At 69.4% G+C, this 14,474-nt stretch carries 14 protein-coding genes and 1 tRNA gene; 8 read left to right on the top strand and 7 right to left on the bottom strand.

The window, feature by feature from the left end; all coding sequences use genetic code 11:
* Nucleotides 1-128: 128 nt before the first annotated feature.
* The 3 genes from SMIR_RS16585 to SMIR_RS16575 form a co-directional block, all read right to left on the bottom strand.
* Nucleotides 129-202: transfer RNA gene (locus SMIR_RS16585), tRNA-Pro, on the bottom strand.
* Between the two features lie 28 nt (nt 203-230).
* Nucleotides 231-1,031, bottom strand: a complete 801-nt coding sequence (locus SMIR_RS16580) for a Pr6Pr family membrane protein (protein WP_168494108.1) — start codon at nt 1,029-1,031, stop codon at nt 231-233.
* A gap of 243 nt (nt 1,032-1,274) precedes the next feature.
* Nucleotides 1,275-2,201 (bottom strand): metallophosphoesterase, encoded by a 927-nt coding sequence (locus tag SMIR_RS16575; protein WP_212727164.1) that lies wholly within the window; start codon nt 2,199-2,201, stop codon nt 1,275-1,277.
* Nucleotides 2,202-2,354: 153 nt separating this feature from the next.
* On the opposite strand from SMIR_RS16575, the gene SMIR_RS16570 reads away from it, so the two are divergent.
* Entirely contained in the window at nt 2,355-2,819 is a 465-nt protein-coding gene (locus SMIR_RS16570) for a GatB/YqeY domain-containing protein (protein WP_168494112.1), read from the top strand.
* Between the two features lie 297 nt (nt 2,820-3,116).
* On the opposite strand, the gene SMIR_RS16565 is transcribed toward SMIR_RS16570, so the two are convergent.
* The gene (locus SMIR_RS16565) at nt 3,117-5,405 is read right to left on the bottom strand and encodes a transglycosylase domain-containing protein (protein ID WP_168494114.1); all 2,289 of its coding nucleotides are present in this window, start codon (nt 5,403-5,405) and stop codon (nt 3,117-3,119) included.
* A gap of 408 nt (nt 5,406-5,813) precedes the next feature.
* Here SMIR_RS16565 and wblA point away from each other — a divergent pair, with 408 nt between their 5' ends.
* Complete coding sequence (gene wblA, locus SMIR_RS16560; RefSeq protein ID WP_028799159.1) at nt 5,814-6,152, top strand: transcriptional regulator WblA; 339 nt, start codon at nt 5,814-5,816, stop codon at nt 6,150-6,152.
* Between the two features lie 143 nt (nt 6,153-6,295).
* On the opposite strand, the gene bagB is transcribed toward wblA, so the two are convergent.
* Nucleotides 6,296-7,843, bottom strand: coding sequence for an ATPase BagB (gene bagB / locus SMIR_RS16555; RefSeq protein ID WP_168494116.1), 1,548 nt, complete (start codon nt 7,841-7,843; stop codon nt 6,296-6,298).
* A complete protein-coding gene (gene bagA / locus SMIR_RS16550; protein WP_168494118.1) occupies nt 7,840-8,817 on the bottom strand; it encodes an ATPase BagA in 978 nt (325 codons plus the stop codon). Before bagA ends, bagB begins: the two co-directional genes overlap by 4 nt.
* Nucleotides 8,818-8,912: 95 nt before the next feature.
* Between bagA and sp36 the strand changes: the two genes are divergently transcribed.
* The 4 genes from sp36 to SMIR_RS16530 all read left to right on the top strand — a co-directional run bounded on the left by sp36 (nt 8,913) and on the right by SMIR_RS16530 (nt 11,353).
* Nucleotides 8,913-9,074, top strand: a complete 162-nt coding sequence (sp36, locus tag SMIR_RS16545; RefSeq protein WP_075033571.1) for a Sp36 family protein — start codon at nt 8,913-8,915, stop codon at nt 9,072-9,074.
* Nucleotides 9,071-9,541 carry a RidA family protein gene (locus SMIR_RS16540; protein ID WP_168494120.1) on the top strand — a complete coding sequence of 157 codons (471 nt, stop codon included), beginning with the start codon at nt 9,071-9,073 and terminating at the stop codon, nt 9,539-9,541. The genes sp36 and SMIR_RS16540 overlap by 4 nt, the downstream gene beginning before the upstream one ends.
* Before the next feature lie 115 nt (nt 9,542-9,656).
* Complete coding sequence (locus SMIR_RS16535; protein ID WP_168494122.1) at nt 9,657-10,526, top strand: NUDIX hydrolase; 870 nt, start codon at nt 9,657-9,659, stop codon at nt 10,524-10,526.
* Nucleotides 10,523-11,353 carry an MBL fold metallo-hydrolase gene (locus SMIR_RS16530; protein WP_168494124.1) on the top strand — a complete coding sequence of 277 codons (831 nt, stop codon included), beginning with the start codon at nt 10,523-10,525 and terminating at the stop codon, nt 11,351-11,353. Before SMIR_RS16535 ends, SMIR_RS16530 begins: the two co-directional genes overlap by 4 nt.
* A gap of 134 nt (nt 11,354-11,487) precedes the next feature.
* Here SMIR_RS16530 and SMIR_RS16525 read toward each other — a convergent pair whose 3' ends face one another.
* Nucleotides 11,488-12,162 (bottom strand): Crp/Fnr family transcriptional regulator, encoded by a 675-nt coding sequence (locus SMIR_RS16525; protein ID WP_006382668.1) that lies wholly within the window; start codon nt 12,160-12,162, stop codon nt 11,488-11,490.
* A gap of 303 nt (nt 12,163-12,465) precedes the next feature.
* On the opposite strand from SMIR_RS16525, the gene nth reads away from it, so the two are divergent.
* Together nth and SMIR_RS16515 are read left to right on the top strand one after the other, a co-directional pair.
* The gene (gene nth / locus SMIR_RS16520) at nt 12,466-13,560 is read left to right on the top strand and encodes an endonuclease III (protein WP_212728371.1); all 1,095 of its coding nucleotides are present in this window, start codon (nt 12,466-12,468) and stop codon (nt 13,558-13,560) included.
* 250 nt (nt 13,561-13,810) lie between these two features.
* Nucleotides 13,811-14,470 carry an NUDIX hydrolase gene (locus SMIR_RS16515; protein WP_168501202.1) on the top strand — a complete coding sequence of 220 codons (660 nt, stop codon included), beginning with the start codon at nt 13,811-13,813 and terminating at the stop codon, nt 14,468-14,470.
* Nucleotides 14,471-14,474 lie beyond the last annotated feature (4 nt).

Here is a 14,474-nt window from a genome sequence, read left to right as displayed (position 1 = left end):
GCGCGGCTTCAGCCGCCCGGGAGACCCCGACCAAGATCTTCTCCCAGTTTCCTCCCAAACGATCACCGGAGAAGCAGGAAGGGCCTGATCCTCACTGAGGATCAGGCCCTTGACCTGGTACTTCACTGTCGGGGTGGCGGGATTTGAACCCACGACCTCTTCGTCCCGAACGAAGCGCGCTGCCAAGCTGCGCTACACCCCGATTGTCGCTGCTCTCGCGGCGACGTCGTTTACTTTAGCCCACTGGTGGCCGGAGACGAAATCCGGTTTTCGGGGCGTCGGCCGCGGTAGCGGTACGGGTCGGGGCGGACGTGGTCCAGGGCGATGACGAGGAGGGCGAGGGCGTAGAAGGCGACGCCGAGGATCGCGGTGTTGCCGAGGATGCCCACGTAGCCGTGCCGGTCGACGTCCACGAAGGGGTAGAGGTAGCGCGCCGAGGTGCCCGGCGGCAGCATCGCTCCGCGGACGAGGGAAAAGCCCAGGTAGGCGAGGGGGTAGACGAGCCACGTCGTCGCATGCCGGATGGCGAACGGCGCCGGGCGGGCCAGCAGGAGCCAGTCGATCACCGCGGCGATGGGGGTCGCCGTGTGCAGGATCTGGTTCGCCACCACCTGCCAGCCGGTGGGCGGGGCGATACCCCCGGTCATGGAGAAGCCGCTGGACGGGTCCGCCAGGATCAGGTGGTAGACCAGGCCCGTGATCGAGATGTAGAGCAGCGTGCCGCCGGTGAGGACCGCGGGCAGCGGGCGACGCGCCGTCCATTCTCGCCGGGCCGAGGCGGCGAAGACCACCGCCACCAGCAGGTTGGCCTGGATGGTGAAGTAGCTGAGCACGTGGAGCGGACTGCCCAGGCGCATCTCGATGGCCACGCCCCCGGCCGCGACGAGGGCGACCAGGAGGCGGAAGGCGGCCACCAGCGGGCGACGCACGGGGGCCACCACTGCCGTGGCCGGGACGATGAAGGGGGCCGGCGAGGGGATGCCCGGTATCGCGGGCAGGTCGGGTATGTCCCTGGGGATCGGGGCGATCATGGCCCCACGCTAAGCGCGGGGGGCGAATCGGGCGATATGGGTCACCCGAGTGGGTGACGGCCGGGCGTGGACTCGCACCCCATCAACAGCAACAGCAATATCAACGCTCCGCACGACGCTATCGACCCGAACGACCCGATCGACGTGCCGTTCCCGCCGCACTGGACGCCGCTCCGATCATCCCCCGCGCTCGACCGCCACATTCCGGCCGACCCGCTTCCGTCCGACCTACCGCCATCCGACCTACTGCCGAGCGACCAGCGTCAGCAGTGACGCCTCCGGGGGGCATGCGAACCGTACCGGCGTGTAGCGGCTCGTACCGCAGCCCGCCGAGACGTGCATGTACGACGTCTGCCCCTCCGCCGTGTGCGTGGACAGGCCCTTCACGCGGTCCGTGTCCAGGTCGCAGTTGGTGACGAAGGCGCCGTAGAAGGGGAGGCACAGCTGGCCGCCGTGAGTGTGACCGGCCAGGATCAGGGGGTAGCCGTCCGCCGTGAACGCGTCGAGCGCACGCAGGTACGGGGCGTGGACCACGCCCATCGAGAAGTCTGCCGACTCCGACGGGCCGCCGGCCACGCGCGCGTACCGGTCCCGCTTGATGTGCGGGTCGTCGAGGCCGGTCAGCTCGATCTCGGCACCTTCTATCTTGAGCGTCCCCCGGGTGTTCGTCAGGTTCAGCCAGCCCGCCGCGTCGAAGCCGTCGCGCAGGTCCTCCCACGGGTTGTGGATGGCGCCCACGGCCGGCTTGTTGCCGTTCAGACCGTGACGGCCATGGGACTTCTCCAGCAAGTACAGGGCGGGGTTGCGGAGTTTGGGGCCGTAGTAGTCGTTCGAACCGAAGACGTACGCACCGGGGAACTCCATCAACGGTCCGAGGGTGTCCAGGACTTCGGGGACGCCCTCAGGGTCGGAGAGGTTGTCCCCGGTGTTGATGACGAAGTCGGGGCGCAGCCCGGCCAGGGAGCGCAGCCAGCGCTGCTTCTTGCGCTGACCGCTCACCATGTGGATGTCGGAGACCTGGAGGACGCGGAGCGGTCGCATGCCTGGTGGCAGGACCGGGACCGTCACCCGTCGGAGGCGGAACGAGCGGGCCTCGAAACCCGCCGCGTACAACAGTCCGGCGGCGCCCACCGCCGTGATTCCCAGGGGTACTCCGTATCGCGCGCGCATACGTCCATCGTGTCAGACCCCGACACCCCCGCGTGCCCCCCCTGTGGACAACCTCGAACCTGTGGACAGCCTCGCGCCCATCGACGGCGTGTCCCGGGCACGGTGCTGAAATCAGCAGGCGACCGCCGCACCACACCTGCGACAATCGACGACATGACCACGCTCAAGTCGAAGCTGCAGGAAGACCTCAACGCCGCCATCAAGGAGCGCGACGAGCTCCGCTCCGCGACGCTCCGGCTGACCCTCGCCGCGATCACCAAGGAGGAGGTCGCGGGCAAGACGAAGCGCGAGCTCTCCGACGACGAAGTACAGAAGGTGATCACCCGCGAGGCGAAGAAGCGCCGCGAGGCCGCGGACGCCTTCGCGCAGGGCGGGCGTCCCGAGTCGGCCGAGCGGGAGAAGGCGGAGGGGGAGGTCCTCGCCGCGTACCTGCCCAAGCAGCTGTCCGACGAGGAGCTCCAGCAGATCGTCGGGCAGGCCGTCGAGGAGGCCAGGGCGGCGGGTGCCGAGGGGCCGCGTGCCATGGGTCAGGTCATGAAGATCGTGAACCCGAAGGTCGCGGGGCAGGCCGAGGGCGGCCGTGTCGCCGCCGTGGTCAAGAAGCTGCTCGCGGGCTGAGCCCAAGAGGGACCAGAACCAGTAGCAGTAGTAGACGACCGGAACCAGTAGCAGACGCAGTACCCGGACCAGTACGAGTACCCGGACCAGTACGAGTACCCGGACCAGTACGAGTACCTGCACCCGTACGAGTACCTGCACCCGTACGAGTACCTGCACCCGTACGAGTACCTGCACCCGTACCCGTACCAGCCCGCCCACCGAAAGCCGTCGGCCTCGGCCCTCCCCCGACCGGGGGAGCGCCGAGGCCGACGACTGTGCTGTGCCGCTCTCTGTCAGCGGGCGTGACCGGGTGGGTTACCCGTGACGCCCCCCGTTGCCGTTCTGACCCTGAATGAAGCCCGAGGGGATCGAGAACGTGGGCGTCGGGAACCCGCCACCGTTCGTGTCGCCGGTGGTGCCACTGATGGTGTTGCCGCTGATCGTGTTCCCGTTGGTGGTGTTCCCACCGTTCGCGTTGCCCTTGTTGTCGCCGTTGTTCCCGTCGCCCGGGCCGTGGCCGTTGTCCTTGGGCTTCTCGTCGGGAATGTCGACGAGGTTGAAGGACGGGGAGTCCTTGCCCGAGAGGGCGCCGGTCATGGCGTCCTTCCAGATGGGGCCGGGCACCTGACCGCCGTAGACGAGGTCGTGGTAGACGCCGCCGATGCGGATGTTCGTCATCTTGACGTTCTGCTTGGGGCTGCCGACCCAGACCGCGCCCGACAGGTTCGGCGTGTACCCGACGAACCAGGCGTTCTTGCGCTCGTCCGTCGTACCCGTCTTACCGGCGTTGTCGCGGTCGGAGAGGCCGGCCTGCTGACCCGTACCGGAGTCGATCACGCCCTGGAGCAGCGTGTTGACGGTGTCCGCGGTCTTCTCGGACATGGCCCGCGAGCACGTCGTCTTCGGGACCTCGAGCGACTTCTCCTTGCCGTCGGCCTTCTGAGTGATCGACTCGATGGCGATCGGCGTGCAGTACATGCCCCGGGAGGCGAAGGTGGCGTACGCGCTCGCCATGGTCAGCGGGGAGATGCCTTTGGAGCCGAGGGTGATGGCGGGCACCTCGGGCAGCTTGTCGCCATTGCCCTGCACGACGTGCAGCTTGTCGGTCATCTTCACCACGGGGCAGATGCCGATGTCCGAGATCATCTGCACGAAGTAGGTGTTGACCGACTTGGCCATCGCCGTCTTCAGCGCGTACGGGCCCTTCTCCTCGGTGCTCTCGTTCGACAGCTTCTCGTTGGTCAGGTTGGTCCAGGGCTTGCTGCTGCACGTCTGTACGGGGCTGGGGTAGGCCATCTCGTACGGCGACGGGTACTGCTGGGTCGCCGGCCGGCCCTCCTCCAGCGCGGCCGCGGCCACGAACGGCTTGAAGGTCGAACCGGTCGGGAAGCCGTAGTTCGAACCGCCCATGTCACGGTCGACCGAGTAGTTGTACTCCGTCTCGTTCTTCCCGTAGCCGTACGGCCTCGACTGGCCCATGCCGACGATCTTCCCGGTGCCCGGCTCGACCAGGGTGGCCGCCGTGGCGACCGAGTCCGATTTGTTGACGTGGGACTTGATCGAGGACTGCACCGACTGCTGCGCCTGCGGGTCGAGCGTCGTACGGATGGTCAGGCCGCCCTGGTTCCAGACCTTCGCCCGGGCCTCCTTGGTCTTGCCGAAGACCGGGTCGCTGAGGAACACGCTCTCCACGTACTTGCAGAAGAAGCTTGCGCCCTTGACCGCCGTGATGCAGCCGTTCTTCGGCTGGCTGACCCTCAGGCCGAGCTTGGCCTCCTTGGCCTTGTCGGCCTCCTGCTGGGAGATGTCGTGCACCTCGGCCATGCGCTGCAGCACGGTGTTGCGGCGCTTGATGGCCTCCGCCTCGTCGTTCACCGGGTCGTACCGGCTGGGCGACTGGACGATGCCCGCGAGCATCGCCGACTCCTCGAGGTTCAGGTCCTTGGCGGGCTTGGAGAAGTAACGCTGGGCGGCGGCCTCGATGCCGTAGGCCTGCTCGCCGAAGAACGTGATGTTCAGGTAGTTCTCAAGGATCTTCTTCTTGCCGAGCTTCTCTTCCAGCTGGATCGCGTACTTGAGCTCGCGGACCTTGCGGCCGAGGGTCTGCTGGGTGGCCTGGGCGACCTTCGTCGGGTCGTCGCCGGCCTCCTCCACGAAGTAGTTCTTCACCAGCTGCTGGGTGAGCGTGGAGGCGCCCTGGGCGACCCCGCCGTTCTGCGCGTTCTGGTTCAGGGCGCGCAGGACGCCCTTCAGGTCGATCGCGCCGTGCTGGTAGAAGCGGGAGTCCTCGATCGCGACGATCGCCTTCTGCATGTACGGCGAGATGTCCTTGAGGTCGACCACCGTGCGGTCGCGCGAGTAGACCGTCGCGATCTGACCGCCCTTGCTGTCCAGGATGGTGGTGCGCTGACTCAGCGCGGGACTCTTCAGGTTGTCGGGAATCTCGTCGAACCCCTGGACGGAACCCTTGGCCGCGAGACCGAGCGCGCCCGCTGCGGGCAGCGCGATTCCGGCCATGACTGCTCCAGCGAGCACGCTGACACCGAGGAACTTGGCGGCCTGTTGCGTTGGCGACAGACCACCGCCCGAGCGCTTCTTTGGCATAGGGGCAGCCTACGTTCTCATTCGCCGGACACGCGTATATGCCTTGGCCTAAGCTGCTCTCAACTGTCACAGCAGTATGGCCACGTATCAATACGTCCGGCGACCCCGAATCGTTCCGGAGGTTCCCCAACTTTTTTGGGGAGGTCGTGTCCGAATCAGCCTCATGCGTCACCTGGCGTCCGTTGTGACTCAACTGAACTGTCCCGGTTTGCCGGGATACTCACGTATGTCCGCCGCTCACTCCCCCGGGTGATCTGCCGCTTACGCATAGTCCGTTCGGGCCATTCAAGATTGGGCCCGCAGGGGGTGTTGCGCTGTGCCTGCCTTCCGTAACGTCCTCAACTGGCGGCGGTGAATATGCCGCTGCCGCCGTGGGGGAGCCTCGATTCGGGAGAGGACGGCGCCGGTATGGGCTGGGTTACCGACTGGAGTGCGCAGGCGGCCTGCCGCACTACCGATCCGGATGAACTGTTCGTTCAAGGAGCAGCGCAGAACAGGGCGAAGGCAGTGTGCACCGGATGTCCGGTACGCACGGAGTGCCTCGCCGATGCGCTCGACAATCGCGTCGAATTCGGCGTGTGGGGTGGCATGACGGAGCGGGAGCGTCGCGCATTGCTGCGCAGGCGTCCCACCGTCACCTCGTGGCGTCGCCTGCTGGAGACCGCGCGTACGGAGTACGAGCGCGGCGCGGGCCTGCTGCCCCTCGACGAGGAAGAGGTGTACGAGCGCTACGCGGCGGTGGGCTGAGGGCGCCACGGAAGGCGTCCCGCGGGCCACCTCGGCCCGCGTCGGACCCACCTACCGCCTCGGACCCACTCGCCTCAGGCCATCTCAGGCCCGGCCACGAGTTCATGACTCAGGGCCGGCCCCGGGCGCGTGGACGGCGCCGCTCAGGCGCCGGTTTCAGGCAGCTCCGGCCGGTTGGCCGCGAGCCGTTCTCCGATGTCCCGCAGTCCTGCGAGATCGTGTACGTCGCCGGGTAGCGCGGCCACTTCGGCAACCGCCACCTCCGGGTGGAGCGCGGCGAAACGGTCACGCGTGCGCTGCTCGCGGGAGAGCAGCTGCATGCGCTCGGCGTGCAGCCTCAGCAGGCCTGCGGTGAGTTGTTCGACGGTCCGGTGCCCGTGCGGCGGCGTTTCGGTCGGTGCGTCGGTCCTGTCCGTGGCATCTGTGCTGTCCGTGGCGGCGGGGGAGCCTTCATCGGAACCGTCGGAGCCGGCTGGACCTTCGGAGCCGTCGGGAGCTGATGTTTCGGAAGCGGGAGATTCTGAACTGCCGTACGTGTCGGGAGAGTTACGAAGTCCAGCTTTCCCGCCCTCCTGATCCACAATGCGGGCGTCGTCAAGATTTTCTACAGCCGTGGATTCAAGATCTTCCGCGGGATCGGGATCAAGGCCGCCGACGGCCCCGGGATCCGTGTCCCCCTCGGCCGCAAGTTTCCCGGCGGTCTCGGCCGCAAGTTCCTCGGCGGTCTCGGCAGCGAGATTTTCCGCGGTCTCGGCATCGAGGTTCTCCGCCGCCGCGAGCGCCCGCTCGGCGGACAGCTGGGCGGCACCGCTGCCGTGCACCCGGTTGAGTACGAGACCGGCGAACGGCATGTCCTCGGCCGCCAGCCGCTCCACGAAGTACGCGGCCTCGCGCAGCGCGTCCCGCTCCGGGGCCGCCACCACCAGGAACGCCGTCCCGGGTGCCTGGAGCAGCTTGTACGTGGCGTCCGCGCGCGTACGGAAGCCCCCGAACGTCGTGTCCATCGCTGCCACGAACGTCTGCACGTCCTTCAGGAGTTGTCCCCCCAGCAGCTTCCCCAGGGTGCCGGTCATCATCGACATCCCGACGTTCAGGAACTTCATCCCCGCACGCCCGCCCAGCTTCGCCGGGGCCGTCAGGAGCCGGATCAGCCGTCCGTCGAGGAAGGACCCGAGCCGCTTGGGCGCGTCCAGGAAGTCGAGCGCCGAGCGGGACGGCGGCGTGTCGACGATGATCAGGTCCCACTCGTCCCGCGCCCGCAGCTGGCCCAGCTTCTCCATCGCCATGTACTCCTGCGTGCCCGCGAAGCCCGCCGAAAGCGACTGGTAGAAGGGGTTGTTCAGGATCACGGCCGCCCGTTCGCCGTCCGCGTGCGCCTCGACGATCTCGTCGAACGTGCGCTTCATGTCGAGCATCATGGCGTGCAGCTCGCCGCCCGCGGAGTCGTCGATGCCCTTCACACGGCGTGGGACGTTGTCGAGGGAGTCGATGCCCATCGACTGGGCGAGCCGGCGGGCCGGGTCGATGGTCAGGACGACCACCTTGCGGCCCCGCTCGGCGGCGCGCAGCCCCAGGGCCGCCGCCGTGGTCGTCTTGCCGACGCCGCCCGAACCGCAGCACACCACGATGCGGGTGCCGGGGTCGTCGAGCAGTGGGTCGAGGTCGAGTACGCGGGCCGGGTCCAGACTCATGAGATCCCTTGAGTGCGCAGTTCCGTGGCGAGCTCGTACAGGCCCGCCAGGTCCATTCCCTCGGCGAGCAGGGGGAGTTCGTGCAGCGGGAGGTCCTGCTCGGTCAGGACCGCCCGCTGCTCGCGCTCCAGGGTGTGCCGCTCGGCGTACTCCTCGGCCTGTTCCAGGAGGGGCCCGACGAGCCGCTCGGCGTTCCCGCCGCGGCGGGCGCCGCCCAGCCCGGCCGCCGAGAGCGACTTGGCGATGGCGCTGCGCGCTACGGCGCTCGTGAGCTCCAGGTCGACGTCGTCCAGGAGGGCGGGCCGCACCATGTTCACGATGATCCGTCCCACCGGCAGCTTCGCCGCCCGCAGCTCGGCGATGCCGTCCGCGGTCTCCTGGACGGGCATCTCCTCCAGCAGCGTCACCATGTGCACCGCCGTCTCCGGCGACTTCAGGACGCGCATCACGGCCTGCGCCTGATTGTGTATCGGCCCGATCTTGGCGAGCCCCGCGACCTCGTCGTTGACATTCAGGAAGCGGGTGATGCGGCCCGTGGGTGGCGCGTCCATGACGACGTAGTCGTACGCGAACCGCCCGCTCTTGTCCTTCCTGCGGACGGCCTCGCACGCCTTCCCCGTGAGGAGCACGTCCCTGAGACCGGGCGCGATGGTGGTCGCGAAGTCGATGGCGCCGAGCTTTTTCAGGGCCCGGCCGGCGCCGCCCAGTTTGTAGAACATCTGGAGGTAGTCCAGAAGGGCCAGTTCGGGGTCGATGGCGAGGGCGTACACCTCCCCGCCCCCTGGAGCGACGGCGATCTTCCGCTCCTCGTAGGGCAGCGCTTCTGTTTCGAAGAGCTGCGCGATGCCCTGCCTGCCCTCGACCTCGACGAGGAGGGTGCGCTTGCCCTCGGTCGCGAGGGCGAGCGCGAGGGCCGCGGCTACCGTGGTCTTGCCGGTACCGCCCTTGCCGCTGACGACCTGGAGCCTGCTCACGTCTTCGAGCCTAACCAGTCCGCCGCCGTACTACGCAGGAGGCTGTGGACAACGTGCGCGCGAGGCCCCCCGCGGCAACGACTACAGTCGGCGACATGACCAAGTGGGAATACGCAACCGTGCCGCTGCTCGTCCATGCCACGAAGCAGATTCTGGACACCTGGGGCGAGGACGGCTGGGAGCTCGTCCAGGTCGTGCCCGGGCCGAACAACCCCGAGCAGCTGGTGGCCTACCTGAAGCGCGAGAAGTCGGCATGAGCGGCGCCGTCGAGGCGAAGCTCGCGGAGCTCGGTCTGACGCTGCCGGGCGTCGTTCCGCCGCTGGCCGCCTATCAGCCCGCTGTGCAGTCCGGTGTGTACGTCTTCACCGCGGGGCAGCTGCCGATGGTGGACGGCAAGCTTCCGGTCACCGGCAAGGTGGGCGCGGAGGTCACGGCCGAGGAGGCCAAGGACCTGGCCCGCATCTGCGCGCTGAACGCGCTGGCCGCGGTCAAGTCCGTCGCGGGCGACCTCGACCGCATCGCGCGCGTCGTGAAGGTCGTCGGCTTCGTGGCCTCGGCCTCGGACTTCACCGGCCAGCCGGGTGTCCTGAACGGCGCGAGCGAGCTCCTGGGCGCGGTCCTGGGCGACAAGGGCGTCCACGCCCGCAGCGCGGTCGGCGTGGCCGTCCTCCCGCTGGACGCCCCGGTCGAGGTCGAGATCCAGGTGGAGCTGACGGCGGTGTAGGCGGTCGGGACCGGCGGCGGTCTTCTTCGCCCCCGCCGCCCCCGCCCCCGGCCCCGCCCCCGGAGATCCTCATGGGCCCCTCGAACATTCGCCCGGCTCGGGATAGCCTCCGGCCATGGCGAATGGGCAGTGGTATCCACCGGAGTGGCCCGAGCGGATCCGCGCGCTCGCGGAGGGCACGCTGACCCCGGTACGCCCCAAGCGCGCGGCCACCGTCATGCTGCTCAAGGACACTCCCACCACCCCCGTGGTGCACATGCTGCGCAGACGCGCCTCCATGGCCTTCGCCGGAGGCGCGTACGCGTACCCGGGCGGCGGCGTGGACCCACGTGACGACGAGCACCAGATCCGCTGGGCGGGCCCCACACGCGCGTGGTGGGCGAAAAGGCTCGGCACCGACGACACGTCCGCCCAGGCCGTCGTCTGCGCGGCGGTTCGCGAGACGTACGAGGAGGCCGGCGTGCTGCTGGCCGGACCCACGCCGGACACCGTGGTCGGCGACACCACCGGCGAGGACTGGGAGGCGGACCGCGCGGCCCTGGTCGCCCGCGACCTCTCCTTCGCCGAGTTCCTCGACCGCCGCGGACTCGTGCTCAGGTCCGACCTCCTGGGCGTCTGGACCCGCTGGATCACACCGGAGTTCGAAACCCGCCGCTACGACACCTGGTTCTTCGTGGCCGCCCTCCCGGAGGGCCAGCGCACCCGCAACGCCTCCACGGAGGCCGACCGCACGGTCTGGATCCGCCCGGCGGACGCGGCGGACGGGTACGACAAGGGCGAGCTCCTGATGATGCCGCCCACCGTCGCGACCCTGCGCCAGCTCATTCCGTACGACAGCGCCGCCGACGTCCTCGCCGCCGCGCCCGCCCGTGATCTGACCCCCGTCCTGGCCAAGGCCCGCCTGGAGAACGGCGAAGTGGTCCTCGCCTGGCCGGGCCACGACGAGTTCACCAAGCACATCCCGACCGGTGGAGCCTCCGCATGACCGACGCCGCAGCCCTCCCCGGCCAGCCGCGAGGCGGGGTCCTTTCCGGCTCCGCCACCTCGCGTGCCGTCAATGTGCTCGCGCCCAACGCGTCCGCGATGACCCTGGACGGCACCAACACCTGGATCGTCTCCGAGCCGGACTCCGACCTGGCGGTGGTGATCGACCCCGGGCCCCTGGACGACGTACATCTGCGCAATGTCGTGGACACCGCAGAGAAGGCGGGGAAGCGGGTGGCGCTGACCCTGCTGACGCACGGGCACCCCGATCACGCCGAGGGCGCCGGGCGGTTCGCAGAACTGACGGACACGAAGGTGCGGGCGCTGGATCCGGCGCTGCGGCTCGGGGACGAGGGACTGGCGCACGGGGACGTCATCACCGTGGGCGGCCTCGAACTGCGTGTCGTACCGACTCCGGGCCACACCGCCGACTCGCTGTGCTTCCATCTCCCGGCCGATCGGGCCGTTCTGACGGGTGACACCATCCTCGGCCGCGGTACGACCGTCGTGGCCCACCCCGACGGCCGTCTGGGCGACTATCTCGACTCGCTGCGGCGGCTCAGGTCCCTCACCGTGGACGACGGCGTGCACACCGTGCTGCCGGGGCACGGGCCCGTCCTGGAGGACGCCCAGGGCGCCGTCGAGTTCTACCTCGCCCACCGCGCTCACCGCCTGGCCCAGGTCGAGACGGCGGTCGAGAACGGCTACCGGTCGCCGGCCGAGGTCGTCGCGCACGTGTACGCGGACGTGGACCGCTCACTGTGGCCTGCGGCGGAGCTGTCGGTCCGGGCGCAGATGGACTACCTCCGGGAACACGGCCTCATCTAGACGTTCGGGCGTCCGGGCGGCTGGTGGGCGCCCTGGCGACACGGGAACCGACGACACGGGAACTGGCGATACGAGAAGGGCCCCGCTGTGCAGCGGGGCCCTTCAGGTGCGTCGAAAGCCGGCGCGCGGTGTGGTCAGCGCGAGCGCTTCGCGAGTCGCTCCACGTCCAGCAGGATGACCGCGCGGGCCTCCAGGCGGAGCCAGCCGCGGCCCGCGAAGTCGGCGAGCGCCTTGTTGACCGTCTCGCGGGACGCGCCGACCAACTGGGCCAGCTCCTCCTGCGTCAGGTCGTGCACGACGTGGATGCCCTCCTCCGACTGCACGCCGAAGCGGCGGGAGAGGTCCAGGAGCGCGCGGGCCACGCGGCCGGGCACGTCCGAGAAGACCAGGTCGGACATCTGGTCGTTGGTCTTGCGCAGGCGCCGGGCGACGGCGCGCAGCAGCGCGGCGGCCACCTCGGGCCGCGCGTTCAGCCAGGGCTGGAGGTCGCCGTGGCCGAGGCCGAGCAGCTTGACCTCGGTCAGCGCGGTGGCGGTCGCCGTGCGCGGGCCCGGGTCGAACAGCGACAGCTCGCCGATGAGCTCACCGGGGCCCAGGACGGCCAGCATGTTCTCGCGGCCGTCGGGTGAGGTGCGGTGAAGCTTCACCTTGCCCTCGGTGACCACGTAGAGGCGGTCCCCGGGGTCGCCCTCGTGGAAGAGAGCGTCGCCGCGTGCGAGGGTCACCTCACTCATGGAGGCGCGGAGCTCCGCGGCCTGCTCGTCATCGAGCGCCGCGAAGAGCGGGGCGCGCCGCAGAACGTCGTCCACGAGTTCTCTCCTTGTCGACCTGCTCAGGGGATCTTGTTCCCCCGTGATACCAGGGGACCGTGTTCCCCATCTTGCTGGACGGTCCAAACAGTGTGATCAGTCACAAGTCTGCCGCACTGGCGCGCCGGGCAGTGCGGCAGGGGGCCAATTGGGGGCTGATCTTCTGGGTCCGGGGCGGATGTCGGTGGGGGGCTTTAGGCTGGCCGGGTGTCCAAAACGCCGGTGAGAGCACAGGCCAAGGGGGCTGGGCGGGTGGTTGTACGTCGCGATTCCGCTGTGGGCGAACAGAGTCCCGCCGGAAGTATGAAAACGACAAAAGCGACAAATTCGACGCCGGTGAAGCCGGTCGCGAAGAAGGCCGCGAAGAAGTCTGCCAAAAAGGCGACAGCCACGACCGGGAAGACGACAGGCGTGGCCAAGAAGGCGACGGCCACGATCGAGAAGGCGGCGACCACGTCCAGCAAGGCGACAGCCACGTCCGAGAAGGGGGCGAGCGCCTCCAAGAAGGCGACTGCCTCCAAGAAGGCGGCACCGGCCAAGAAGGCCGCCTCCAAGAAGGCGGCGCCTGCCAAGGCTGTGGCCAAGAAGGCGCCCCCCGCCCAAGCCGCCCCCAAGAAGGCGTTCGTCGAGTCCCAGGCCGCTCTCGTGCGCCGCGCCCGCCGCATCAACCGCGAGCTCGCCGAGGTGTACCCGTACGCCCACCCGGAGCTGGACTTCGAGAACCCCTTCCAGTTGGTGATCGCCACGGTCCTGTCGGCCCAGACGACCGACCTGCGGGTGAACCAGACGACTCCGGCGCTCTTCGCCAAGTACCCCACGCCCGAGGACCTCGCCGCGGCGAATCCGGAGGAGGTCGAGGAGATCCTCCGTCCGACCGGTTTCTTCCGGGCCAAGACCAAGTCGGTGATAGGGCTCTCCAAGGCCTTGGCGGAGGACTTCGGGGGCGAGGTCCCCGGCCGCCTCGAAGACCTCGTCAAGCTCCCTGGCGTAGGCCGCAAGACCGCCTTCGTGGTCCTCGGCAACGCCTTCGGGCGCCCCGGCATCACCGTGGACACCCACTTCGGCCGACTCGTGCGTCGCTGGCAGTGGACCGACGAGACCGACCCGGACAAGGTGGAGGCCGTCGTCGGCGCGCTCTTCCCGAAGAGCGAGTGGACGATGCTCTCGCACCACGTGATCTTCCACGGCCGTCGCATCTGCCACGCCCGCAAGCCCGCGTGCGGCGCCTGCCCCATCGCCCCGCTCTGCCCCGCGTACGGGGAGGGCGAGACGGACCCGGAGAAGGCGCGCAAGCTCCTGAAGTACGAGAAGGGCGGCTTCCCCGGCCAACGCCTCAACCCGCCGCAGTCCTACCTGGACGCGGGCGGCATCCCGGCACCCCCACTGGGCGCCGGATGACGGAACGAACACGGCGCCGCCCGGCGTTGGGCAGAACAGAACGGGGGTGGCGATGACGCACGCGAGCAACACGCACAGCAGGCACGACGAGCCGGACACAGACCGCACACGGAACGAGACGGGTACGCGCGGCACGCAAGACGAGACGGGCACACACGGCACGCGGAACGAGACGGGCACCCACCGCACGTACGACGGACCCGGCGCGCACCACCGCACACACGGTCCCGACTCGCACAACGGCCAGGTCGTGGTGACCAAGGACGGCCTGCCCGCCTGGCTCGACCCGGTGGTGCACGCCGTCGAGACCGTGGAGCCGCTCCAGCTGAGCCGCTTCCTGCCGCCGTCGAACGGCGCGGGGCGGCAGTCCGCCGTTCTCATCCTCTTCGGCGAGGGCGCCCGCGGCCCCGAGCTGCTGCTGATGGAGCGTGCCAGCTCCCTGCGCTCGCACGCGGGGCAGCCCTCCTTCCCCGGCGGCGCCCTCGACCCGCAGGACGGCGACCCGAAGGCCGACGGGCCGCTGCGGGCCGCGCTGAGGGAGGCGGAGGAGGAGACCGGGCTGGACCCGAGCGGCGTCCAGCTCTTCGGCGTGCTGCCGAAGCTCTACATCCCGGTGAGCGGTTTCGTGGTCACCCCGGTCCTGGGCTGGTGGCGCGAGCCGACCCCGGTCGGCGTGGTCGATCCGGCCGAGACGGCCCGGGTCTTCACGGTCCCCGTGGCGGATCTCACGAACCCCGTCCACCGTGCGACGACCGTGCACCCCAGCGGTCACCGAGGTCCGGCATTCCTGGTCGAATCGGCCCTGGTCTGGGGCTTCACCGCGGGGATCATCGACCGTCTGCTGCACTACGCGGGCTGGGAGCTGCCCTGGGACCGCGAGAAGCAGGTCCCGCTCGACTGGCGCGCATGACAGG

The sequence above is a fragment of the Streptomyces mirabilis genome, assembly GCF_018310535.1.
GTDB lineage: Bacteria > Actinomycetota > Actinomycetes > Streptomycetales > Streptomycetaceae > Streptomyces.
Note: the sequence above shows the minus strand (reverse complement) of the source record. Positions and strands in the feature narration are given on the sequence as shown.